The 22,622-nt window shown below is 65.8% G+C and carries 18 protein-coding genes; 5 read left to right on the top strand and 13 right to left on the bottom strand.

Annotated features, from left to right (window positions below):
- Positions 1-68: 68 nt before the first annotated feature.
- From OKW37_RS29975 to OKW37_RS29965, 3 genes are all read left to right on the top strand, one after another.
- On the top strand, positions 69-1,595 hold the full coding sequence (locus OKW37_RS29975; RefSeq protein ID WP_429404316.1) for a PLP-dependent aminotransferase family protein: 1,527 nt from the start codon (positions 69-71) through the stop codon (positions 1,593-1,595).
- A gap of 128 nt (positions 1,596-1,723) precedes the next feature.
- Positions 1,724-3,460 carry an FAD-dependent oxidoreductase gene (locus OKW37_RS29970; protein WP_429403069.1) on the top strand — a complete coding sequence of 579 codons (1,737 nt, stop codon included), beginning with the start codon at positions 1,724-1,726 and terminating at the stop codon, positions 3,458-3,460.
- 21 nt (positions 3,461-3,481) lie between these two features.
- Complete coding sequence (locus OKW37_RS29965; protein ID WP_429403068.1) at positions 3,482-3,676, top strand: hypothetical protein; 195 nt, start codon at positions 3,482-3,484, stop codon at positions 3,674-3,676.
- Between the two features lie 107 nt (positions 3,677-3,783).
- Here OKW37_RS29965 and OKW37_RS29960 read toward each other — a convergent pair whose 3' ends face one another.
- The 3 genes from OKW37_RS29960 to OKW37_RS29950 form a co-directional block, all read right to left on the bottom strand.
- Positions 3,784-4,767 carry a 2-dehydropantoate 2-reductase gene (locus OKW37_RS29960; RefSeq protein WP_184060025.1) on the bottom strand — a complete coding sequence of 328 codons (984 nt, stop codon included), beginning with the start codon at positions 4,765-4,767 and terminating at the stop codon, positions 3,784-3,786.
- Positions 4,768-4,838: 71 nt separating this feature from the next.
- A complete protein-coding gene (locus OKW37_RS29955; protein WP_090809816.1) occupies positions 4,839-5,633 on the bottom strand; it encodes a class II aldolase/adducin family protein in 795 nt (264 codons plus the stop codon).
- 98 nt (positions 5,634-5,731) lie between these two features.
- Positions 5,732-6,931 (bottom strand): aromatic amino acid transaminase, encoded by a 1,200-nt coding sequence (locus OKW37_RS29950; RefSeq protein WP_429403067.1) that lies wholly within the window; start codon positions 6,929-6,931, stop codon positions 5,732-5,734.
- Between the two features lie 192 nt (positions 6,932-7,123).
- Between OKW37_RS29950 and OKW37_RS29945 the strand changes: the two genes are divergently transcribed.
- Positions 7,124-8,065, top strand: a complete 942-nt coding sequence (locus tag OKW37_RS29945; protein ID WP_429403066.1) for a LysR family transcriptional regulator — start codon at positions 7,124-7,126, stop codon at positions 8,063-8,065.
- A 69-nt stretch (positions 8,066-8,134) separates the two neighbouring features.
- Here the strand turns inward: OKW37_RS29945 and OKW37_RS29940 are convergent, their stop codons facing one another.
- The 9 genes from OKW37_RS29940 to OKW37_RS29900 all read right to left on the bottom strand — a co-directional run bounded on the left by OKW37_RS29940 (position 8,135) and on the right by OKW37_RS29900 (position 20,501).
- On the bottom strand, positions 8,135-8,959 hold the full coding sequence (locus tag OKW37_RS29940) for a helix-turn-helix transcriptional regulator (protein WP_429403065.1): 825 nt from the start codon (positions 8,957-8,959) through the stop codon (positions 8,135-8,137).
- A 100-nt stretch (positions 8,960-9,059) separates the two neighbouring features.
- On the bottom strand, positions 9,060-10,187 hold the full coding sequence (locus OKW37_RS29935; protein WP_429403064.1) for a hybrid sensor histidine kinase/response regulator: 1,128 nt from the start codon (positions 10,185-10,187) through the stop codon (positions 9,060-9,062).
- Between the two features lie 9 nt (positions 10,188-10,196).
- Positions 10,197-10,841 (bottom strand): chemotaxis protein CheB, encoded by a 645-nt coding sequence (locus tag OKW37_RS29930; RefSeq protein ID WP_429403063.1) that lies wholly within the window; start codon positions 10,839-10,841, stop codon positions 10,197-10,199.
- A 10-nt stretch (positions 10,842-10,851) separates the two neighbouring features.
- The gene (locus OKW37_RS29925; protein WP_429403062.1) at positions 10,852-11,697 is read right to left on the bottom strand and encodes a CheR family methyltransferase; all 846 of its coding nucleotides are present in this window, start codon (positions 11,695-11,697) and stop codon (positions 10,852-10,854) included.
- A gap of 34 nt (positions 11,698-11,731) precedes the next feature.
- The gene (locus OKW37_RS29920) at positions 11,732-15,325 is read right to left on the bottom strand and encodes a response regulator (protein WP_429510063.1); all 3,594 of its coding nucleotides are present in this window, start codon (positions 15,323-15,325) and stop codon (positions 11,732-11,734) included.
- A 259-nt stretch (positions 15,326-15,584) separates the two neighbouring features.
- Positions 15,585-17,705, bottom strand: a complete 2,121-nt coding sequence (gene katE / locus OKW37_RS29915) for a catalase HPII (protein ID WP_429403059.1) — start codon at positions 17,703-17,705, stop codon at positions 15,585-15,587.
- A gap of 119 nt (positions 17,706-17,824) precedes the next feature.
- Entirely contained in the window at positions 17,825-18,724 is a 900-nt protein-coding gene (locus tag OKW37_RS29910) for a MipA/OmpV family protein (protein ID WP_184060007.1), read from the bottom strand.
- Between the two features lie 355 nt (positions 18,725-19,079).
- Positions 19,080-19,838: a peptide-methionine (S)-S-oxide reductase MsrA gene (gene msrA, locus OKW37_RS29905; RefSeq protein ID WP_429403058.1), complete on the bottom strand. Its 759-nt coding sequence runs from the start codon at positions 19,836-19,838 to the stop codon at positions 19,080-19,082.
- Between the two features lie 147 nt (positions 19,839-19,985).
- A complete protein-coding gene (locus tag OKW37_RS29900) occupies positions 19,986-20,501 on the bottom strand; it encodes an Lrp/AsnC family transcriptional regulator (RefSeq protein ID WP_026226668.1) in 516 nt (171 codons plus the stop codon).
- A gap of 140 nt (positions 20,502-20,641) precedes the next feature.
- Here OKW37_RS29900 and OKW37_RS29895 point away from each other — a divergent pair, with 140 nt between their 5' ends.
- Positions 20,642-21,658 carry a 1-aminocyclopropane-1-carboxylate deaminase gene (locus tag OKW37_RS29895; RefSeq protein ID WP_429403057.1) on the top strand — a complete coding sequence of 339 codons (1,017 nt, stop codon included), beginning with the start codon at positions 20,642-20,644 and terminating at the stop codon, positions 21,656-21,658.
- A gap of 14 nt (positions 21,659-21,672) precedes the next feature.
- Here OKW37_RS29895 and OKW37_RS29890 read toward each other — a convergent pair whose 3' ends face one another.
- Positions 21,673-22,584, bottom strand: a complete 912-nt coding sequence (locus tag OKW37_RS29890) for a LysR family transcriptional regulator (RefSeq protein WP_429403056.1) — start codon at positions 22,582-22,584, stop codon at positions 21,673-21,675.
- Positions 22,585-22,622 lie beyond the last annotated feature (38 nt).

Here is a 22,622-nt window from a genome sequence, read left to right as displayed (position 1 = left end):
AAAAGTGCCAAGAATTGTCGATCGGACCAGGACATCGTGATTCCGGTCTGCTTGCCGGCAAGACCGTGATGACCGTATCGCCTACCGCATTCACCGTCGATATCGATCGGCAGCTCCAGTTGCCGATCTACCTGCAGATCTGCGCGCGCTTCAGAACCGCGATCGCCGCAGGGCATCTGCGTCCAGGCGATCGCGTGCCCGCGCTGCGCAGCCTGGCTACGCAACTGAACACGGCGCGCGGCACGGTTGAACTGGCATATACGGTCCTCGTCGACGAAGGCTACCTCCAGATGCGCGGTGCGGCTGGCACGTTCGTGTCGCCCTCGCTGCCCGCTTCAGTGACGCGCTCGCGTACGCAAAGCACAAAGAGTTCGAACGGCACGCAGAGCGTTAAACCGGCTACCGCAGCTCAGACGCCAGGCGAATCGCACGGCGCTCAACCGGCGCCGCGCCAGCTTGCCATTGCCGCCGCCATGAGCGGCGAGCCCCGGCCGTTGCAACCCGGGCTGCCCGCGCTTGACGCGTTTCCGCTCAAGGTTTGGAATCGTCTCGTTTCGCATCGCGCGCGCAGCGGCGAGCGCGCGATGCTCGCGTACCCGGATCCTGTCGGCTACCGGCCGCTTCGCGAACACATCGCCACGTATCTTGGGCTGTCGCGCGGGGTGACCTGCCTGCCGGACCAGGTGTTCGTGACGGGCGGCTACCGTGCGACGCTCGAGCTCGTGTTGCGCAGTCTCGCCCGCCCGAACGACAGCGTGTGGTACGAAGATCCGGGCTATCTGCTCGCGCGCGGTTTTCTCGCCGAAACCGGCGTGCAGCTCGTCGCAGTGCCGGTGGACGAAGAAGGGATCGACGTCGAACACGGCATACGGCTGGATGCGCAGGCGCGCTTCGCGCTGGTCACGCCGTCGCACCAGAGCCCGCTCGGGCACACGTTATCGCTCCGCCGACGCATGGCGTTGCTGGGCTGGGCAGAGCAAGCGTCCAGCTGGATCGTCGAAGACGATTACGACAGCGAGTTCCGCTATCTGGGCCGGCCATTGCCGGCATTGAAGAGCCTCGATCGTCGCGATCACGTGATCTACTGCGGCACATTCAGCAAGGTGATGTTTCCCGGCTTGCGGCTCGCGTATGCGGTGGTGCCGGAGCGGGCCGTCGAGCGCGTCGGGCGGGTGGCGCGCAGCATGAACGCCGGATCGCCAACCGTGTTGCAGGCCGCTTTGGCCGACTTCATCGAGCGGGGGCATTTTGCGCGACATCTGAAGCGCATGCGTGCGTTATACGCCGAGCGGCGCGTGCTGATCGTGCGCGCGTTGGAGCAGGCGTTCGGCGAACGGCTGATCGTCGAACTGCCGCCAGGGGGAATCCAGTTCGCGGCACAGTTCGTCGAGGGCCCTGATGGCCCTGTCGACGACGTCGCGGTTGCGGCGCGCGCCCGCGAAGCGGGGCTCGCCGTTCTGCCGCTCTCGGTCTGGTACGCGAATGGTCGCACGCGTAGCACGCCGCGTGGCGTTGTGATGGGCTTCGCAAACATCGCCAATGCAGGTGAAGCGGGCCACCTCGCGCGGAGCTTGCGCGCCTGTCTGGACGGCTAACGAGCGGCGAAGGTCCAGGTCTCTACCACTCGTCACGCTCGCGCGCGGCGTTATACCCAAAATGAGGACAGCCGCGCGCGAACGCCGACGCATACTGCACCGATAACGCAAGCAAACTGGAGACACGCATGACCCGCCCGTTCAAGCCCTATCCGTTCGCCCCGCGCCGCTATCCGGCCGTGGTGCCGCCGCTCATCGACGGACGCGATCCACAAGCGCGCGCCGTCGCGATCGTCGGCGGCGGTCCGGTCGGCATGACGCTTGCGCTTGCGCTCGCGCGCCAGGGCGTGCGCTCGGTGCTGATCGAGGCGGACGACAGCGTGTGCACCGGCAGCCGCGCGATCTGCATCTCGCGACGCAGCCTCGAAATCTTCAAGCGGCTCGGCGTCGTCGACGGTTTTCTGCAAAAGGGGCTGGCGTGGACCGGCGGGCGCAGTTTCTATCGCGACACCGAGGTGTTCCGCTTCGCGATGCATCAGGACGACGAGCAGTCGCTGCCGCCGATGATCAATATCGCGCAGTATCAGATCGAGCAGTTGCTGCTCGATGAGATCGAACGGCACGCCGATCTGATCGACGTGCGCTGGCAAACGCGTGTGACGGGCCTCGAGCAACGGCCGCAGGGCGGCGCGAGCTTGACCTTGCGCAGCGCCGATCCTGCCGATCCGCAAGGCAAAAGCTGGCAGATGGACGCTGCGTGGGTCGTCGCCTGCGACGGCGGACGCAGCACGATCCGCGACCTGCTCGGGCTGAAGCTCACAGGCACGACCTACGAAGGCCGCTACGTGATCGTCGATATCGAACTCGACAGCACGCGCGCGACCGAACGGCTCGCGTACTTCGATCCGCCGTCGAATCCGGGCTCGACGGTGCTCGTGCACAAGCAGCCTGACAACGTGTGGCGCATCGACTATCAGTTACGCGACGACGAAGACCCCGACGCCGCCGTGCTGCCCGAGAACGTGATACCGCGCGTGCAAAACTTGCTCGACTCGATGGGCGAAGCCGGCGCGTGGTCGCCGATCTGGATCACGATCTACAAGGCCAATGCGCTGACGCTCGAACGCTATCGGCATGGCAGCGTGCTATTCGCGGGCGACGCCGCGCATCTGGTGCCGATCTTCGGCGTGCGCGGCGCGAACTCCGGCATCGACGACGCCGACAATCTCGGCTGGAAGCTCGGCTGCGTGATCAATCGGAGCGCGTCGCCAGCGCTGCTCGATAGCTATAGCGACGAACGTGTGTACGCGGCGCGCGAGAACCTGAGCTACGGCATGAAAAGTACCGAGTTCATGGCGCCGCCGACCTTCGCGTTCGACTTGCTGCGCACGGCCGTGCTCGGGCTCGCCGAGCGGCATGCGGCGGTGCGGCCGCTGATCAATCCGCGCCAGACGCATGCAATCGCGTATCGACAATCGCCGCTGAACTTCGCAGGTGACGGAGCCGATGCGTTCGATCGCGGCCCCGCGCCGGGTACCGTGCTGCCCGAGGGCAGGCTGCTCAAACAATCGCAAGATGGCGCACGGCTCGGCATTCATCTAACCGATCTGCTCGGACCGTGCTTCACAGCGCTGCGCTTCGACGCAGACCTCGCGAACGATGGTGACGCGTGGCAGCAACTGCAAAGCACGCTAGCCAGCCAAGGCGTTCCGTTCAACCTGATCGATATCGTCACGGCCGAAGCGCAATCGGCAAACAGCCCTCGAGCGATCGACCCAACCGGCCGCCTGCACGACATGCTCGACGCACAGCCGGGCACCGTCTATCTGATCCGCCCCGACGGCCACGTACTCGCGCGCTGGCGCAACGGCAGCGCGGCGGCCGTTCTGCGCGCGCTCGATGCCACGCTGACACAGCAGAACTAACGCGTAAGGACCTTCGACATCATGACCGATTCCGATCTCGACCTCATCTATACGACGCTGTGCAACACGCTGACCCACGAAGGCGAGGCGCAGGCGTCGCTGTATCTCGCGCGTCTTGCGCTCTTGTGCCTGACCGAACTCGACGACTCGCGGCGCGCGTTGTCGTTGATCGAAGCGGCGAAGCTGCCGGTTGCCGCCACGGCCTGGCGCGGGTAAAAAAACCGCCTCCCTGGAGGCGGTTCGCTAGAGGCGGTAACGGCAATGCCGCAGCAGTGCGAGGGAATTACAGCCATCACAACAAAACGGGCGCTGGCAGACCGACCTCACTGCCTCGGATACAAGCCCAACGTACTCGCATGCAGCCGCGCGAGTCCGAGCAACGCATCCGTATAGGGCGTCGGCACGCGCGTCAGTTGCCCGAGTTCGCGCACCGCGCCGACCAGCGCATCGAGTTCGACCGCCTTGCCGGCCTGCACGTCCTGCAACATCGATGTCTTCATCGCGCCGAGTTTCAGCGTGACCGCGTGACGGTCGTCGGGCGCCTGGTCGATCGGGATGCCGAAGCGCGCGCCGATTTCCTTCGCCTCCAGCATGATGTGCGTGACGAAACCGCGCACGAGTTCGTCGCCGAGGATCCGGTCGGTCGTTGCGCCGGTGATCGCGCTGACCGGGTTCATCGTCATGTTGCCCCATAGCTTGAACCACACGTCGCGCTGGATCTGCGCCGAAGCCGTTGCATGGAAGCCCGCCGCCTGCAACAGCGCGGCGAGCAGCTCGACACGCTCGCTCGGCTTGCCCGACGCCTCGCCGACGATCAGCCCGTTGCCCTGGTGATGCCGGACCACGCCGGGCGCGTCGATCAGGCAACTGGCATGCACGACGCAGCCGACCGTCTGCGCGGCCGGGATCGCGGCGGTGATCGCGCCGTCGGGATCGATCGTCTTCAGGCGCTGGCCGGCGAGTTCGCCGCCCAGGCCGTCACAGAACCACCACGGCACGCCGTTCATCGCCGTCAGCACGATCGTCTCGGGGCCGAGCAGCGGTTTGATATGCGCGGCCACGGTCGCCATCGCCGGGCCCTTCACCGCTATCACGACGAGTTCCTGCACGCCGAGATCGGCCGGCTTGTCGCTCGCCTTCACCTGCTCGGCGTAGATCACGCCGCCTTCGATCAGCCGCAGACCATGCTGGCGCACCGCGTCGAGCGTCGCGCCGCGCGCGACCACGCTGACCCGATGGCCCGCCTGCGCGAGCTTCACTCCCATCCAGCCACCGATCGAGCCGGCGCCGTAGATCGCTACTTTCATCGCCTGAATCCTTGCCTGTTGCTGTGATCATTGCAGCGTTGATTGTCGCGCTCTTTTACGCGTGGCTTCAATCATTGCCGGAAACTCGCATCGATCCGGTCGACCCGCCGCACCAGCGCATCGAACACGTCCTGCCCGGCGCCGTGGCGCGGATCGAACTGCAGCGCGTCGCGCGAGCAGCGAATCGCGACCTCCTCCGGCACCGGCCGAGCGCGGCCCATCGAGAACGTCGCCACCTGGACTTCGCACGCGCGATTCAGCGTCCACAGAATCGCGAAGGTCTGCGGCAACGTCCGGCCCCACGATAGCAGACCGTGGTTGCGCAGGATCACCGCCTGCCTGTCGCCGATATGCGCGAGCAGCCGCGGCCCCTCTTCCGCATGAATCGTGATGCCTTCAAAGTCGTGATACGCGATCCGGTCGTGCAACTGCGCGCTATAGAAGTTGGTCTGCTGCAGGCCCTCTTCGAGGCAGGCGACCGCGACGCCCGCCGTCGTATGCGTATGCATCACACAGTGCGCGTCGGGCAAGCCCTCGTGAAGCGCCGCATGCACCACGAAGCCAGCAGGATTCACCGGATACGGCGAGCCATCGAGCACGCGCCCCTGCGCGTCGATCTTCACCAGATTGCTCGCGGTCACTTCGCTGTAGTGCAGCCCGAACGGATTGATCAGGAACTGGCGCTCCGGGCCGCTGACGCTTTCGGGCACGCGCAGCGTGATGTGGTTGTAGATCATCTCGGTCCAACCGAGCAGATCGAAAATCCGGTAGCACGCGGCAAGTTGCACGCGCGCCTGCCATTCGTCCGGATGCATCGCGGCCGATCTGGGCGGGCTCGCCGGTTGCGCTTCGAGGGTCGTGGCCATCGTCGGTGTCTCCAAGTTTGTCGTTGTGACGGCGCGCCCGTGCGCGCCGCCCATCATATTCACGCGTGCCGCAACAGCGGCCCGAGCGCCGGAGCGCTTCAGGCGCCCGACACCACCGCCGCGATCGACGACGCGACATAGTCCGCGTTGCGCGCGTTCAGCCCGGCGACGCACATGCGGCCCGAGCGCAGCACGTACACCGCGTATTCGTTGCGCAGACGCTCGACCTGGCTTTCGGACAGGCCCGTATACGTGAACATGCCGCGCTGCGCGACATAGCGCGCGCGCATCACTTCATCGACGCGTCCGTCGAGCCCCGCGTGGATCACCTTGCGCATCGCCAGAATGCGCTCGCGCATCGCGCCGAGCTCGGCTTCCCACGACGCGCGCAGCGTCGCATCGGCGAGCACGTTGGCGACGAGGCGCGCGCCGTGCGTCGGCGGATTGCTGTAGTTCGCGCGCACCGCCGACATCAGCTGGCCCGCCACGCGCGCCGCTTCGTCGGCGCTCTTGCAGACCACGCTCAACGCGCCGACGCGCTCGCCGTAAAGCGAGAAATTCTTCGAGAACGAGTTCGCGACGATCAGCGGCACGTTCGCGTCGGCGAGCAGGCGCACCGGCGCGGCGTCTTCTTCGAGGCCCGCGCCGAAACCCTGGTAGGCCATGTCGACGAATGCGATCAGCTTGCGGCGCTGCAAAACCGGCACCAGTTCCGCCCATTGCGACGGGCTCAGATCGACGCCCGTCGGGTTATGGCAGCACGCGTGCAGCAGCACGATGCTCTTTTCCGGCAGCGCGTCGATTGCGGCGAGCATTTCGGCAAAACGCAGGCCGCCCGTTTGCGCGTCGTAGTACGGATAGGTGTTGACCGTGAGGCCCGCGCCTTCGAACACCACGCGATGGTTTTCCCAGCTCGGATCGCTGATCCACATTTGCGAGCCGGGGAAATAACGCTTCAGGAAATCGGCGCCGACCTTCAGCGCGCCCGAGCCGCCGAGCGTTTGCAGCGTCGCGATCCGGCCTTCGGCGCGCGCCGCGCTGTGGGCGCCGAACACGAGCGCCTGCGCGGTGTCGCGATAGAGCGGCAGACCCGCCATCGGCAGATACGAGCGCGGGCCGATCGCGTCGAGCAGCGCGGTTTCGGCGCGGCGCACCGCGTCGATCACCGGCAGCTTGCCGGCGTCGTCGAAATAGATGCCGATGCTGAGGTTGACCTTGTTCGGCCGGGGGTCCAGCTGAAAGTCTTCGTTCAGGCTCAGAATCGGGTCGCCCGGATAGGCGGGAATATGGTCGAACATGACGGGTCCTTGAAGACGGCCTCTGCAGGCCTGTTGTAGCGGTCGTCCGCGCGCCGCGGGACGACAGGGCAAACCTTGAGTCTAAGCGGGTTTGCCGGGCCAAGTCGACCCGCACGAGTGTCGGTCGTCGATGCGCCGCGCACAATCAATCGATTTTTCACGCTTCGTAAGTTTTTCTTTAGAATCGATCGTATGCCTCTTACCCGCGTCACGATCCGTCAATTCGAAGCGTTCCTCGCCATCGTCGATCTGCACAGCATCGGCGCGGCGGCGCAGCGGCTCGGGCTGACCTCGTCGGCGGTCAGCCAGTTGCTTGCCGAACTCGAAACGGAGCTCGGCTTCCGGCTGTTCGATCGCACCACGCGGCGCGTCGCGCTGTCCAGCGCGGGGCAGGACTTTCTGGCGTCGGCCGAATCGGTGCTGCGCCACGTGCGCGCAGCCGCCCAATCCGCCGACGATATCCGCAACCGCGCGGCCGGCATCGTGCGGGTCGGCGCGCCGCTCGTCATCGCGTCGACGGCGCTGCCCGCGGCGATCGCCGAATACGCGCGCGACAAACCGAAGGTGGTCGTGCGCGTCTGCGATACCGTGGTCGAGCAACTGGTGGAGCGCGTCGAGAGCGGCGACATCGATCTCGCGATCGGCCCGGATCGGCAAAGCGGGCCGCGCGTGCGCTCCGAGCCCGCGTTCGCGAGTCCGTGGGTCATGTGGTGCTCGGCCGCGCATCCGCTCGCCGCGCGCCGCCGCGTGCAGTGGCAGCATCCGCGCGACATGCCGATCGTCGCGACCGGCCGCGACCACGAGCGCGCGGTCGACCAGATGCTCGCCAATCTGCCGGTCGAGGCGCGCATCATTCCCGTCGATGTCGTCGACAACGTGACCACCGCGTTCGGCCTCGCCGCGCAAGGTCTGGCGGTCACGCTCGCGCCAGCCTATGTCGCACCGCTCGCGCGGACCTTCGGGCTCGTGATGAAGCGCATCGTCGAACCTGAAACGATTCGCGAGGTGTGCGTGTATCGATCGACCGAGCGTGCGCTGTCGCCATCGGCCGACGGCTTCGCGGATTTCGTGATGCCGTGGTTGAAACGCTGGGATCGGGAGGCGCAGGCCGAGGCGCGGGGTAAGCGGAGTTGAAGCGGAGTTGAAGCGAACTCGAAGCGCGATGCGACGCGCGCTTCGGCGTGAGTTTCGACAGATGTGCAGCTAGGGCTGCATACACAACGCGAACAGTTGCCGCTGATTAGAAATCCCGAGCCGCGCGTACGCGCGCTTCTGGTACGTGACGACGCTCGCCGGCTTCACGCCCATCTGCCCGGCGATCTCGGCCGCGCTCGCGCCATCGAGCGTGCCACGCAATACGTCGAGCTCGCGCGGCGTCAGCGTCGGACATGCGCGCCGCACGCGCGCGAGCATCGCCGCACCGGTGCCCTGCTGATGTTGCCCGTTCAGCGCGTATTGGCCCTTCGCCGCATGCGCGAACAGCGGCGCGACGCTTTCGATCCGCTCCAGTTCGCCCGGCGCGAACACGCCGTACGCGCGGTCGCGATACAGGTTGATCGACAGCCACACGCTATCCGCCGGCTGCACGAGCAACGACAGCCGGTCGGATACGTTCGGCTGCGCGTAGCAGGCCGCGCGATACGCTTCGTTTTCGATTTCGTCGCCGCGCTGCTGATGCAGCACCAGCGCATCGCGCGAAGCGGTGCGCCGGCGGTGGTTCGATTGACCGATGACCGCGCGATTGCCGTCGAGCGCATAGAAATGCGCGGCGTAGCGTTCGGCGACGTCGCGCAGAAAATGCCCGCCGCGATGGTCGGCCGCCGACACCGTACGGGGCCGCGCGTCGAACTCATACGCGAAGATCGTGCACTGCGAGACGGGCAGCGACAACGATTCGCCAACCGTCAGCAGAATGCTCGCGGCGAGCGCGTCGGCATCCGGGTGGGAGATTGCCATGACGAGGTCGGTGGCGCGCGCGGTGCTGATCTGACCGCTGCGCTGCGGTGATGCGAGGCGCCAGGAACGCATGATGGGGATTCGTGCTTGCGCTGCGTGAATGAGGTTGCGGCAAGCGTAGCACAGCGGGCACGCGGTGGCCCACCGGCGTGATCGCCGGCCTGGCGATGCTTTATCGCCGGGTAAACGCCCCCCGCGGCAACGGCACCGTCCTCGGCAATTCGATCGTAAAGGTCGTGCCGGACTCGTCCGTGGATACGACGCTGACGTCGCCGCCATGCATGCGCGCGATCTCCTGCACGATATGCAGACCGAGCCCGAGCCCTTCGCGCGAGCGCGCGCCGTTGCCGTTCGACGCGAACGCCTTGAACAGATGCGGAAACACCTCCGCCGGAATCGTGCCGCGATTGGACACCTTCAGGCGCACGCAATCCTCGGCGTCGCCATCGACCTCCACGCCGATATCGCCCTCCGGCGCCCCATGATGCAGCGCATTGCTGACGAGATTCGACACCGCCTGCCACACGAGATCGGTATCCCACGCGCCGGCCGTATTGCCGGTGCAGGTGAACACGATCTGCTTGCCGCTCTTCTGCGATGCGAATTCGTCGATGACCGAGCGGCACAGCGTCGCGAGCTCGATCGAGCGCGGCTGCAACGGCAGACGTCCGCCTTGCAGGCGCGCGAGGTTCAGCAGCTGATCGACCATCCGCGCCATGCGCAGGGCGCTGTTCTTCACGCGCGCGGCGACGGTTGCGGTCTGCTCGTCGGCGGCCGTGCGCATCAGGTATTCCGCCGACGCCAGCACCGCGCCGAGCGGCGTGCGCAGGTCATGGCTGAGCACCGCCATCAGCATTTCGTTCGCTTCGAGCATCTGGCGCGTCGTCACCAGTTGCGCGGCGAGCTCGCGCTTCTGCTGCTCCAGTTGCACGAACACGTCGACCTTCGATTGCAGGATGCGCGGATCGAACGGCTTGTACAGGAAGTCGACCGCGCCCGCCTCATAGCCACGGAACGTGCGCGACGCGTCCTGCGCGGTCGCGCTCAGGAAGATGATCGGAACGTGCGACGTGCGCGGGCTGCCGCGCATCAGCGCGGCCAGCTCGAAGCCGTTCATGCCGGGCATATTGACGTCGAGAATCGCCAGCGCGACTTCGTGCTTGAGCAGCAGATCGAGCGCGGCGGTGCCGCAGTCGGCGACCAGCACCGCGACGTCGGGCCGCGCGAGCAACGCTTCCAGCGCGGTGATGTTGTGGACGATGTCGTCGACGATCAGGATGTTCACAGGTGAGTTCGTCATGGCACCGGATCAGAGGGAAGTCGGCAGCGCGGCAAGGCGCTTCGCCAGGGTTTCGGGATTGTAGATCGCGTCGGCCGCGCCGCGCTCGATCGCCGCGCGCGGCATCTCCGGTGCACCGGCGCTGCCGGGGTCCTGCACCCACGCGGTGCCGCCGAGCGCGCGCACGCGTTCGAGCCCCTGCGCGCCGTCGTCGTTGGCGCCGGATAGCAGGATCGCGAGCAGCCGCTCGCCGTACACCGCGGCGGCCGATTCGAACAGCACGTCGATCGACGGCCGCGAGAAGCGCACCGCCGCAGCGGTCGACAGCGCGACTGTGCGGTCCACTTCGACGAGCATGTGATAACCGGCCGGCGCGACGTACACGCGGCCCGGCAGGATCAGCTCCCCCGCATCGGGTTCGAGCACCGGCAGCGCGCAGCGATGCGCGATCGCCGGCACCAGATAGCTCGGCGAATCGGGCGGCAGATGCGCGACGATCATCACGGCCGCCGCGAAGCGCGCGGGCAGCGCGGCGAGCAGCACCTTGAGCACCTCGATGCCGCCCGCCGACCCGCCGATCACGACCAGTTGATAGCCGCGCCGCGCGTGTGTCCGCGCGGCGGTGCCGGCGTCGGCGGCCTGGGTGGGCGGGGGTTCACTGGTCGAGCGTGGCATCGCGACCTCGCTAACGCTTCTGATAAATGCGTTCGGCCGCGCGAAACTCGTCGAACGCCGGGTAGTGACGTGAAAACCGCAGGGTTTCCTTGCTGCCCAGGCCGAGAAAGCCGCGCCGCACCAGTGCGTCCTCGAACAGCCCCAACGCGCGATCCTGCAAGCCGCGATCGAAATAGATCAGCACGTTGCGGCACGACACCAGATGCGCTTCGAGGAACACTTCGTCGGTGGACAGGCTGTGATCGGCGAACACCACGCGCTCTTTGAGCGAGCCGGCAAAGCGCGCGCCGCCATACGCTGCATGATAGTAGTCCGACAGCGAACGCGTGCCGCCCGCCGCCAGATAGTTCTGCGTGAAGCCCTGGATGCGTTCGAGCGCGTAGATGCCCGCCTCCGCGCGCGCGAGCGCGTCGGGGTTGATGTCGGTCGCGTAGAACAGCGTGCGCTCGGTGAGACCCTCCTCGTCGAACAGGATCTTCAGCGACCACAGCTCCTCGCCGGTGCTGCATCCGGCGACCCACACCTTGATCGACGGGTAGGTGCGCAAACGCGGCAGCACGTGCTCGCGCAGCGCGAGGAAATACGACGGATCACGAAACATGTCGCTGACCTGCACGGTCAGGTAGCGGAACAGCCGCGAAAACTCGTAGCCGTCGCGCATGATGCGGTCCTGCAATTGCGACAGCGTCTCCACGTTGAATTCATCGAGCGCCTGCGTGAGGCGGCGGCGCAGCGACGACATCGCGTAGTGGCGAAAGTCGTGCTGATACTTCAGATAGATCGCCTCGAGCAGCAGCCGCAGCTCGATGTCGAAATCGCTGATGCGGTGCGGTACCTCAGATGCGGACGGTTTCATCGCATTGCTCGCTTGCGTGCCAACGCTCGCGCCGTCAGCGCTGCCGCAGCCACACGCGGCACAGCGCGACGAGCTTGTCGACGTCGATCGGTTTCGACACGTAGTCGTCGGCACCCGCTTCGAGGCAGCGCGTGCGATCGTTCGCCATCGCCTTCGCGGTCAGCGCGATGATCGGCAGATGCGCGAAGCGCGGATTGCGGCGAATCTCGCCCATCGCGGTCAGGCCGTCCATCTCGGGCATCATGATGTCCATCAGCACCAGATGCACTTCCGGCCCGTTCTCCAGTTGATCGAGCGCCTCGCGGCCGTTGCGCGCGATCAGCAGTTTCGCGCCGAGCGGCTCCAGCACGTGCGACAGCGCGAAGATGTTGCGCACGTCGTCTTCGGCGAGCAGGATCGTGCGGCCCTCGAACGCGTTGTCGCGTTGCCGCACGGTGCGCAGCATGCGCTGCTGCTCCGGCGCGAGCGACGACTCGACGCTATGCAGAAACAGCGTGACTTCATCGAGCAGACGCTCCGGCGATTTCGCGCCCTTGATGATGATCGACTTCGAGTAGCGGCGCAGCCGGTGCTCCTCTTCGTCGGACAGCATGCGGCCCGTGTAGACGATCACCGGCAGCGATGCATGCGCGCTGTTCGCGGCGAGGCGTTCGAGCAGATCGTAGCCGGTGCCGTCCGGCAGCGCGAGATCGGTGACGACGCAGTCGAACGTCAGCGCCGACAGTTGCTCGAATGCCTCGGCGAGCGTCGCGACCGCGACGATCTCGGTGTTCTCGCTTTGCAGCAGCGCGCGGATGCTTTCGCGCATCGGCCCGTCGTCCTCGATCACCAGCACGCGTTTCAGGCGCTGTTGCAGCCGCGCTTCGAGGCGGCGGATCGCGGCCTCCATCGTCGAGCGCGCGGTCGGCTTCAGCGTGTAGCCGATCGCGCCGAGGTGCAGCGCCTTGTCGGCGTGATCGGTGGCCGACACGATATGGATCGGAATATGGCGAGTCAGCGGATCGTTCTTCAGCCATTCGAGCACCGTGAGGCCCGAGCGGTCCGGCAGACCGACGTCGAGCAGCACCGCGGCCGGCCGCATGTCGCGCACCAGCGCGAGGCCGCTCGCGGCATCGCTCGCGTGCACGAAGTCGAAGTCGAGTTCGTGCACGAGATCGCGCAGAATCGCGGCGAACGGCGGATCGTCTTCGACCGCGACGATCAGACGGCCCGCGCGGGTGCGATTGTCGCGATCGTCGGCTATCGACGCGGCGGCGGGCTCGGCGGCGCCGGGCAGCAAGGCTTCGCGCGACGCGGTGGGCGGCGCCCGGCCTGCCAGACCATTCGCTGGCGGGATCACCGCGGCGGGTGCGGTGTCGAGCGGCGTGCGCAGCAACGGCGCTTGCGCCGTCGCCTGCGCGCCCATGCCCGCGTTCAGCGGGTTCAGCGCGTTCAGCGTGGCGGCGCTCGTCATCGCGCTGTCCGCGCTCACGCGCGCCTCGCGCGCATCGAGCGGCAGCCGCAGCGAAAACACGCTGCCCTTGCCGACTTCGCTCGCCACCGTGATGCGCCCGCCCAGCAACCGCGAGAACTCGCGCGAAATCGACAGCCCGAGGCCGCTGCCCCCATATTGACGGCTCGTCGAGCCATCGGCCTGCTGGAACGCCTCGAAGATCAGGTCGAGCTTGTCGGCCGGAATACCGATGCCCGAATCGCGCACGTCGAAGCGCAGCACGTTGTCCTCGACCCTGGCGACCTCGAGCGTGACCTCGCCGCGCTCGGTGAACTTCACCGCGTTCGACAGCAGGTTGCGCAGGATCTGCGTGAGCCGCTGGCCATCGGTGACGAACGTATCGGGCGTGCCCGGCAACTTGTTGAAGGCGAGACGCAAGTGCTTGGTCGCCGCGATCGGACGAACCATTTCTTCGAGCGATTGCAGCGTCGCCTCGATCGACACCGTTTCGTGCTCGACCGTCAATTGACCCGCCTCGACCTTCGACAGGTCGAGAATGTCGTTGATCAGCACGAGCAGATCGCTGTTCGACGCGTGGATCGTCTCCGCGTAGCGCACCTGCTCGTCGGTCAGATTGCCGCTGCGATTCTGCTGCAGCAGCTTCGCGAGAATCAGCGAGCTGTTCAGCGGCGTGCGCAATTCGTGCGACATGTTCGCGAGGAACTCGGACTTGTAGCGGCTCGACTGTTCGAGGCGCTCCGCATTGGCCGCCAGATCGTTCTGCACGCGCAGCAGATCCGATTTTTGCCGCTCCAGCCGCAGCGCGTATTCCTCGAGCCGCACGTTGGTCTGTTCGAGCTCGGCCTGCTGCGCTTCGAGGCGCCGTTGCGATTCCAACAGCGCGCGGCCGCGTTCCTCGAGCCCTTCGTTGGAGACCCGCAACTCCTCCTGCTGGACCTGCAACTCCTCGTTCAGCTGCTGCGTCTCGGCGAGCGCATCCTGCAGGCGTTCGCGATACAGCGCCGCCTCGAGAAAATTGCCCATGCTGTGGCGGATCAGCTCCATGAACTCTTCGTCGCGCGGCGTCACCTCGCGCAGGAAGCCCATTTCGACGACGCCGTTGACCTGGCCGTCGTTGTCGATCGGCAGGATCAGCAGATTGCGCGGCGCGCCGCTGCCAGTGGCCGACACGACCCGCACGTAATCGGCCGGCACGTCGCGCAACACCAGCGTGCGGCGCGAGCGCGCGGCCTGGCCGACCAGCGTTTCACCCTCCTCGAAACTCGGAGCGGCCGTCTGCTCGCTGTCACGGCTATAGCCGTACGCGGCGATGCGGCGCAGCGTGCCGCTCTGCCTGTCGCGCACGTACAGCGCGGCGACGAGCGCATCGAGATATTGGGCGAGAAACTCGAGCATCGCGCGGCCGACGAGCGGCGCGCTCGTCTGGCCGACGACCTTGTCCGCGAGCAGGCGCTGGCCCGAGCGCAACCAGACCTGCTGCTCGAGCAGCGCGGTCTGTTCGGCCTGACGGCGCAGCACGTCGTCGTAGGTCCCGGACAGGTCCAGCAGTTCGCGACGGCCTCGCCACGCTAGCAGGCCGCTGACGACGAGGCTGAACAGCAGGAACATGCCGACCAGCGTCGCCGTCACGTTGCGCGTCGCTTCGACGCGCTGCTGGCGCAAGCGCAATTCGACGTCGAGAAAATCGCCGAATTCGCGGCGCGTTTCGTCGAATTCGAGCTTGCCGCGCCCCGCTGCGATCGCGCTCTCATAGTCCTGGTTGCGGCGGCGCGCGTCGATGATCTGTTCGGCGAAGCGGCTCCAACGCTCCTGCGAGGCCTCGATCTGCTTGAGCCGCTCGATTTGCGGCGGGTTGTCGGCGACCTGCTTTTTCAACGCTTCGAGCTGTGCCTTGAATTTCGGGCCGCCGTTTTCATACGGCGCGAGGAAACTCTCGTTACCGGTGATCAGAAAGCCGCGCATCGACGATTCGCGATCCACCGCGAGCCGCAGCATTTCGTTGGCGTCGCCGATCACGCGCCCGGAGTGCTCGGCCCAGTTCATCGTCGACACGAGATACGCGATCAAGCCGACGAACAGCGCCATCGTGACGAGGCCGACGCCCAAAGGCAGCGCGATATTGCGGCGAAGGATGCGGCGGAAACGGAGTTGATCGACGGCCGGCGATGCGGTCATTTTTTCTGTAAGTGGCATGGCGAATCGGGTCGATGCGGAATATCTTTCGGGTCTGCGCACGGTGTCGAGTGCCGCGATGCGACCGCTGTCATCATACAAGGACGACCCGCACGCGCGACGCGGAATGCAAAAAGAACCTGGCCGGCTAACACCGGCCAGGCTCCTGCATCGACGCGTATCGACGCGCCGCGTTTCAGCTACGCTCAGCACCGTTCAGCGGCTAACGCGGCAGCGCATCAGCGCAACCGGCTCGGCCCGCTCAGGCCGGCACCGATTCCGCCTGCGCCGCGCGCGACCACACGCGATGCTGTCCGGCGGCCTTGATGAACGCCTTCAACACATCGGCGGACTGCGAGTCCTCGCCGGTCGCGACGCCCTCCGGCTGCGCGGGCAACTGCGCGGCCGCGAGCAGGTCGCGCCCCGCGCCGAGCGCCGCGATCGCCTTCAGATGCTTGAACGCTTCGAGCACGAAGTGCCGCGCATCGCCCGATTGCGACAGTGCCTTCGCCCCCTCCTCGCCGCCGACGACGATCACCGCGTCGAACATCACCGATGGCAGCCCGGCGATCGTCGCGTCGGGCGCGAGGCCATCGATCTCGGCGAGCGTCGGCGCGATCAGCATCGGCGTTGCGCCTTCACCCGTGAGCGCCTGCTGCAACTGTTTGATCGCCGCGCCATCGGAGCCGGGTGCGGCGAGCAGCGCGATCTTGCGGGTCTTGATGCCGGGCTTCACGCGATTGAGCAGACTCAACGCCGGCGACGTCTTCGGCCCGACGAGTTTCGCCGTGCCCTTTTTCGGCTCCGGCAAGCCGAGTCCTTCGGCGACCTTCGCGGCGAGATCGGCGTCGAAGTTCGCGAGAATCTCGTTGACCTGACGCGCGCGAATCTCGGCCTTCGTCACCTTGCCGAGCTCGAACTGATAGGCCGCCGCGATATGGTCTTTTTCCGGCTGCGACATGCTGTTGTAGAACAACGCGGCCTGCGAGAAATGATCGGCGAACGAGTCGCTGCGCACGCGAATCTTCGTGCCCTCGACGCGTTCCTGATGGCTGTCGAAGCCGCCATCTTCAGCGGCCGGATCGGTTTCCTTCGGCCAGCCCTCGTTCAGCGAGTTCGGCTCGTACGACGCCTGGCCGACATGGATCGCCTGCCGATGCATCGCATCGCGCTGATTGTTGACGGATGGACAGACCGGCCGGTTGATCGGAATCTCGTGAAAGTTCGGGCCGCCGAGGCGGCTGATCTGAGTGTCCGTGTACGAGAACAAACGCCCCTGCAGCAACGGATCGTTGGTGAAATCGATGCCCGGCACGATATGCCCCGGATGGAACGCGGCCTGTTCGGTCTCGGCGAAGAAGTTGTCCGGATTGCGATTGAGCGTCATCTTGCCGATGATTTTCACCGGCACCAGCTCTTCCGGAATCAGCTTGGTCGGATCGAGCAGGTCGAAATCGAACTTGTGCTCGTCGGCTTCCTCGACGATCTGCACCCCCAGTTCGTACTCCGGATAATCGCCGCGCTCGATCGCTTCCCATAGGTCGCGGCGGTGAAAGTCCGGGTCCTTGCCCGCGAGCTTCTGCGCTTCGTCCCACAGCAGCGAATACGAGCCGAGCACGGGACGCCAGTGGAACTTGACGAAACGAGCTTTGCCCTGCGCATTGACGAAGCGGAACGTGTGAACGCCGAAGCCTTCCATCGTCCGAAAGCTGCGCGGAATCGCGCGGTCCGACATCGTCCACAGCACCATGTGCGCCGATTCGGGCACGAGCGAGACGAAGTCCCAGAACGTGTCGTGCGCGGACCCGCCGGTCGGCATTTCGTTCGGTGCTTCCGGTTTCACCGCGTGCACGAAGTCAGGAAACTTGATCGCGTCCTGGATGAAGAACACCGGCATGTTGTTGCCGACCAGATCGAAATTGCCTTCCTGCGTGTAGAACTTCGTCGCGAAGCCGCGCACGTCGCGCACGGTGTCGGCAGAGCCGCGCGGACCTTGCACGGTCGAGAAACGCACATAGACCGGCGTTGCGGCGGCCGGGTCCTGCAAAAATGCGGCCTTGGTGTACTCGCGCATCGATTCGTAGACCTTGAAGACACCATGCGCGGCCGAGCCACGCGCGTGCACGATCCGTTCGGGAATGCGCTCGTGGTCGAAGTGCGTGATCTTTTCACGCATGATGAAATCTTCGAGCAGCGATGGACCGCGCGGTCCCGCTCGCAACGTGTTCTGGTTGTCGGCAATCTTGACGCCCTGATTGGTCCTCAGGGCCTCGCCTTGCGGCTTCACGCGATTGCGTTCGAGATCGTTCGATTTCGCGTCGTTCGACTGCGCTGCCCCGTTTGCCTGGGCCGCGGCCTTCTGGGTATTCGCTTTACCTGCCATGGGGATCGACTCCTTGTGTTCAGGCGCGCGGCGACGGAGGCGTCGCGGCGCGCGATCACAGAGTCAGCAAGGGCTATTCCCACCAAGTCACGGCGCATTGGCTGCGCGGCGGCGGTGCGTCAGAACCGGTAGTTGATCGACACGTCGGCGACGCCGGTCGCGCGGCTGCGCGTGATCGGACTGTTGCCCGCGCTGCCGACGAGCTGCTCGAACGCGCCGTCGGCGGTCGCGAACCAGTGCTTGCTGAACAGCCAGATCGCGCTGACGCCGAAACCCACCGACTTGAAGCCCGCGCTCGCGTGATACTGCGGATACTGCGAGTGCGCGGCCTGCTCCTGATTGACTCCGAACCAGCTGTTCATGTAATTGGAGTCCGCGAGCACCACGTTCGGGCCGGCGAACCAAATGAACTGCTTCGTGCTGCCGGGCATCGGCATATAGGCGCCGAGATCGCCGATCCAGCCGTTCGATCCGCCGAAATAGCGGCGGATATCGGCGCGCAGGACGAGCGGAAAATCCTTCGACACGACGTACTCGCCCGAAAGCTTCAGACCGGGCGCCGGGTTGATGTTGCCGAGCCCGTTGAGTTCCTGCGGATCGTCCTGGCCGCGTCGCCCGAGGTCGTAGACCGCGGCGAGACTCATGCGCCAGTTCTCGCCCTGTGCGAAATTCACGCCGAAGCCTTCGCCGCTCGACAGAAAGAACAGATCCTTGTAGCGCACGTCGATGCTCGGGCCGGTCACCAGGTGATAGCGGTCCGATCCTTCGAAGCGCGGCTGGAACGACGTGGCCACGCCGAAGCGCAGTTGCCAGTCGGGAATGTTCGGCTGCCACATCTTCTGCAGCGGAATGCCCACCGAATATTGCCATTCGCCGAGCGGCGACGGCGTCTGCGCGAAGACCACACCCGGCACGCAGGCCATCGCGCCCAAGGTCGCGGCGACGAGCGAGCCCGCCGCGATGCCGGTTTGTTTATGGCGAGGCATGGCGCCCCGCTTCTTTCTACGGCTGTTGACCACCGGAAGCCTCCAATTTCGCTCGTCGCGATGAGGTTAGGTTTGCGCCCGGGGTCCAGCGCGGACCCAAAAACGCGGACGACCGCCGCGCTGTTACTTACGGCGTGTAATTTTTCCAATCGATGAAGCGGGCAGCGCGATGTGCACGAGGCGCGGCGAGCCCGCATGACCCCCGCGCTCGTGTGGCCACTGCGCATAGTCCTTGCGCGCCGCGGTGACGTGGACAATGGCCAACGGAGCATTGCTGCGCAAGATATGCGCCAACTCTGTGGAAGATTGGTGACGAGCGCGACGCAAGGCGTAACCCGAAGACGGTCCGGCGCTGCGGCGGCGCCGCTGGCGCCGCCGTTCAGAGGGATTATTGCCCTGCTTCGACGAGCACCGGCTTGTCGCGATACAGGTTGGGGAACAGGCGTTTCAGGTTGGCGATTTTCGGCATGTCATTGAACACGATGTAGGCCGAATCGGGATGCAAGGTCAGATAGTTCTGGTGATACGACTCGGCCGGATAGAAGCCCTTGTAGGGCTCCGTCTTCGTGACGATCGGCGCGGGGAACACGTGCGACTTGTCGAGCTGCGCAATGTAGCTTTGCGCGACGTGCCGTTGCGCGTCGTTCAGCGGAAAGATCGCGGAGCGGTATTGCGTGCCGCTGTCGGGCCCCTGACGATTCAGCTCGGTCGGGTCCTGAACCACCGAGAAATACACCTGCAGCAACTGGCCGTAGGTGACCTTGCCAGGATCGAACGTGACCTGCACCGATTCGGCGTGCCCCGTCTCGCCGCCGCTGACGGTCTCGTACTGCGCGGTGTCGCGTGAGCCGCCCGAGTAGCCGGACACCGCCCGCGTGACACCACGCACATGCTGGAACACCCCCTGGACGCCCCAGAAGCAGCCACCCGCGAACACCGCGGTTTCCTCGTGCGCGGTGCTGGCCGGGATCGGTTCGTCGAGCGCGGGCGGCGCGATCACGACGGCGCTCTCCGCCGCGAACGCGACGCGCTGCGCGAGCGGCAACGCGAGCGCGGCCGCGCCTAGCAGCAACGACAACACGGCCGCGCGCGTGCGTTTCGAGGTGCCGCCGAACGATGTAAGGAATTGCGCTCTGTTGCGAGTCATGATGGTCGCTCCGGAAAAGTGCCGGCGCCCGCCCGCGTTGGCACGGTGCTGCCACGGCCGCATGCGGGTGCGCCGAAGCTTGGTCGCGCGGGTGCGGCGTTTATGACAGCATGCGCGCTTTCGCGGCCGGCGGCGCGGCCGCGCGACTCACAGCGGAAATTTCGTGGTCGACAGGATTTCCTTCAGCACCATGAATGAGCGGATCTGCCGTACGCCCGGCAGATACAGCAACTGCTCGGCGTGGAGTCGATTGAAGCTGTCGCTGTCGCGCGTGCGGATCACCATGAAATAGTCGAACTCGCCGGTCACCACGTGGCACTCCATGCAGCCGGCCACTTTCTGCGCGGCCTTCTCGAACTCGGCGAACGACTCGGGCGTCGAGCGATCCAGTACCACGCCGATGATCACGAGCATGCCCGCGCCGGCCGCCTTTGGATCGAGCAGCGCGACCACGCCGCGAATCAGCCCCGATTCCTTCAAGCGTTCGACGCGCCGCAAACACGCCGGCGCGCTCAGCTTCACTTTCGCGGCGAGCGCCACGTTCGAAATCGACGCGTCGGTTTGCAACTGCCGCAGGATTGCGCGATCGATGCGATCGAGCGGGTGGTGAATCGCGCCGATGCCCGAAGGTGGCGCTCCAGCACGAACTTTCGTTGCGCTCATGACCATATGTACGAAGTTTTATTAGGAGGTGGACATTCTTTGATTTCGAAAAATACGTCTAGGCGATTTTTTTCGCAAGCTCATTTCTGGCGGTTTTTCCTAACATGAACTCATGGAAATCACCCCACCACGGAGCCGCGATGAACCTGCAACGATTCCCCCGCTACCCGCTCACCTTCGGACCGACGCCAATTCAACCGCTCAAGCGTCTGAGCGAGCATCTCGGCGGCAAGGTCGAGCTGTATGCCAAGCGCGAGGACTGCAATAGCGGCCTCGCGTTCGGCGGCAACAAGACCCGCAAGCTCGAATATCTGATCCCCGACGCGCTCGCGCAGGGCTGCGACACGCTCGTGTCGATCGGCGGCATCCAGTCGAACCAGACGCGCCAGGTCGCGGCGGTTGCCGCGCATCTGGGCCTGAAGTGCGTGCTCGTGCAGGAGAACTGGGTCAACTACTCGGATGCGGTGTACGACCGCGTCGGCAACATCCAGATGTCGCGCATGATGGGCGCCGACGTGCGGCTCGTGCCGGACGGCTTCGACATCGGCTTTCGCAAGAGCTGGGAAGACGCGCTCGACAGCGTGCGCGCGGCCGGCGGCAAGCCGTACGCGATTCCGGCCGGCTGCTCGGACCATCCGCTCGGCGGCCTCGGCTTCGTCGGCTTTGCCGAAGAGGTGCGTCAGCAGGAAGCCGAACTAGGCTTCAGGTTCGACTACATCGTCGTGTGCTCGGTGACGGGCAGCACGCAGGCTGGCATGGTCGTCGGTTTCGCCACCGACGGCCGCGCCGATCGGGTTATCGGCATCGACGCATCGGCGAAACCGGCGCAGACACGCGAGCAGATCACACGCATCGCGAAGCGGACCGCCGAGAGCGTCGAACTGGGCCGCGACATCACCGCGAAGGACATCGTGCTCGACGAGCGCTACGGCGGCCCGGAATACGGTCTGCCGAACGACGGCACGCTCGAGGCGATCCGTCTGTGCGCGCGGCTCGAAGGCATGCTGACCGATCCGGTGTACGAGGGAAAGTCGATGCACGGCATGATCGACAAGGTGCGCAACGGCGAATTTCCGGCCGGCTCGCGCGTGCTGTATGCGCACCTGGGCGGCGTGCCGGCGTTGAGCGCGTACAGCTTTATCTTCCGCAACGGTTGATAGGGTTTAGGCGATTAGCCGACGGGCGTCCGCGGTTCGGTCGCGAGCTTCTTCCTCAGATGCCTGCGCAGAAACTCGACGAATGCCCGGATCGTGACCGAGCTTTGCCGATGCTGCGGATACACGGCATAGACGCCCGTCGCCGCCGGCAGGAACGCTTCGAGCACGGGCACGAGTTGTCCGCTTGCGAGCGCATCGGCGACGATGAAATCCGGCAGCCGAACGATTCCAAGTCCCGCGACGGCCGCATCGCGAATCAGATCGCCGTTATTGGCGCGTAACGGCCCGCGCACCTCGACGCTCTTCACCACGCCCTCGACGCTGAAGTCCCAGCTCACCGCGCCGCCGTGGCCGTACAGCAGACATTCGTGGTTCGCGAGATCGCCAGGCACGGCCGGGCTGCCACGCCGGCGCAGATAACCGGGGCTGCAGCACGCCACCATCTTCACATCGATCAGCTTTTGCGCGATCAGCGACGAATCCGCCAGCGTGCCGATACGGATCGCCATATCGAAGCCTTCGCCGACCACATCGACGGCGCGGTCGCTCAGTTCCATGTCGAAGCGCACGTCGCGATGCTCGCGCAGAAACGCCGCGACGAGCGGCGACAGATGCATCATGCCGAACGACATCGGCGCGCTCACGCGTAGCAGCCCGCGCGGCCCGGCGCGGCGCAGCGACATGGCCTGCTCGGCGTCCTCGACCTCGCCGAGGATGCGCTTCGCGCGCTCGTAGAACTCCTGACCCAGATCGGTCACCGCCAGCTTGCGCGTGTTGCGGATCAGCAGTTGCACACCGAGTGCTTCCTCGAGCGCCATCACACGGCGGCTCACGAACTGTTTCGACAGCGACAGCCGGTTCGCCGCGGCGGTGAAATTGTGGGCGTCGACGGTCGCGACGAAGATGCGCATGTCATCGAGTTGCATCGTATTGTCCACTCCAATGCGACAGTGTTTCCAGTTTT

The sequence above is a fragment of the Paraburkholderia sp. MM5482-R2 genome (assembly GCF_050436125.1).
Classification (GTDB): Bacteria; Pseudomonadota; Gammaproteobacteria; order Burkholderiales; family Burkholderiaceae; genus Paraburkholderia; species Paraburkholderia tuberum.
This window is presented reverse-complemented; position numbering and strand designations above follow the sequence as displayed.

Coding starts and splice junctions, on each gene's coding strand:
- OKW37_RS29975 (WP_429404316.1), top strand. CDS start 69: ATGACCGTATCGCCTACCGCATTCACCGTCGATATCGATCGGCAGCTC.
- OKW37_RS29970 (WP_429403069.1), top strand. CDS start 1,724: ATGACCCGCCCGTTCAAGCCCTATCCGTTCGCCCCGCGCCGCTATCCG.
- OKW37_RS29965 (WP_429403068.1), top strand. CDS start 3,482: ATGACCGATTCCGATCTCGACCTCATCTATACGACGCTGTGCAACACG.
- OKW37_RS29960 (WP_184060025.1), bottom strand. CDS start 4,767: ATGAAAGTAGCGATCTACGGCGCCGGCTCGATCGGTGGCTGGATGGGA.
- OKW37_RS29955 (WP_090809816.1), bottom strand. CDS start 5,633: ATGGCCACGACCCTCGAAGCGCAACCGGCGAGCCCGCCCAGATCGGCC.
- OKW37_RS29950 (WP_429403067.1), bottom strand. CDS start 6,931: ATGTTCGACCATATTCCCGCCTATCCGGGCGACCCGATTCTGAGCCTG.
- OKW37_RS29945 (WP_429403066.1), top strand. CDS start 7,124: ATGCCTCTTACCCGCGTCACGATCCGTCAATTCGAAGCGTTCCTCGCC.
- OKW37_RS29940 (WP_429403065.1), bottom strand. CDS start 8,959: ATGCGTTCCTGGCGCCTCGCATCACCGCAGCGCAGCGGTCAGATCAGC.
- OKW37_RS29935 (WP_429403064.1), bottom strand. CDS start 10,187: ATGACGAACTCACCTGTGAACATCCTGATCGTCGACGACATCGTCCAC.
- OKW37_RS29930 (WP_429403063.1), bottom strand. CDS start 10,841: ATGCCACGCTCGACCAGTGAACCCCCGCCCACCCAGGCCGCCGACGCC.
- OKW37_RS29925 (WP_429403062.1), bottom strand. CDS start 11,697: ATGAAACCGTCCGCATCTGAGGTACCGCACCGCATCAGCGATTTCGAC.
- OKW37_RS29920 (WP_429510063.1), bottom strand. CDS start 15,325: ATGACCGCATCGCCGGCCGTCGATCAACTCCGTTTCCGCCGCATCCTT.
- katE (WP_429403059.1), bottom strand. CDS start 17,705: ATGGCAGGTAAAGCGAATACCCAGAAGGCCGCGGCCCAGGCAAACGGG.
- msrA (WP_429403058.1), bottom strand. CDS start 19,838: ATGACTCGCAACAGAGCGCAATTCCTTACATCGTTCGGCGGCACCTCG.
- OKW37_RS29900 (WP_026226668.1), bottom strand. CDS start 20,501: ATGAGCGCAACGAAAGTTCGTGCTGGAGCGCCACCTTCGGGCATCGGC.
- OKW37_RS29895 (WP_429403057.1), top strand. CDS start 20,642: ATGAACCTGCAACGATTCCCCCGCTACCCGCTCACCTTCGGACCGACG.
- OKW37_RS29890 (WP_429403056.1), bottom strand. CDS start 22,584: ATGCAACTCGATGACATGCGCATCTTCGTCGCGACCGTCGACGCCCAC.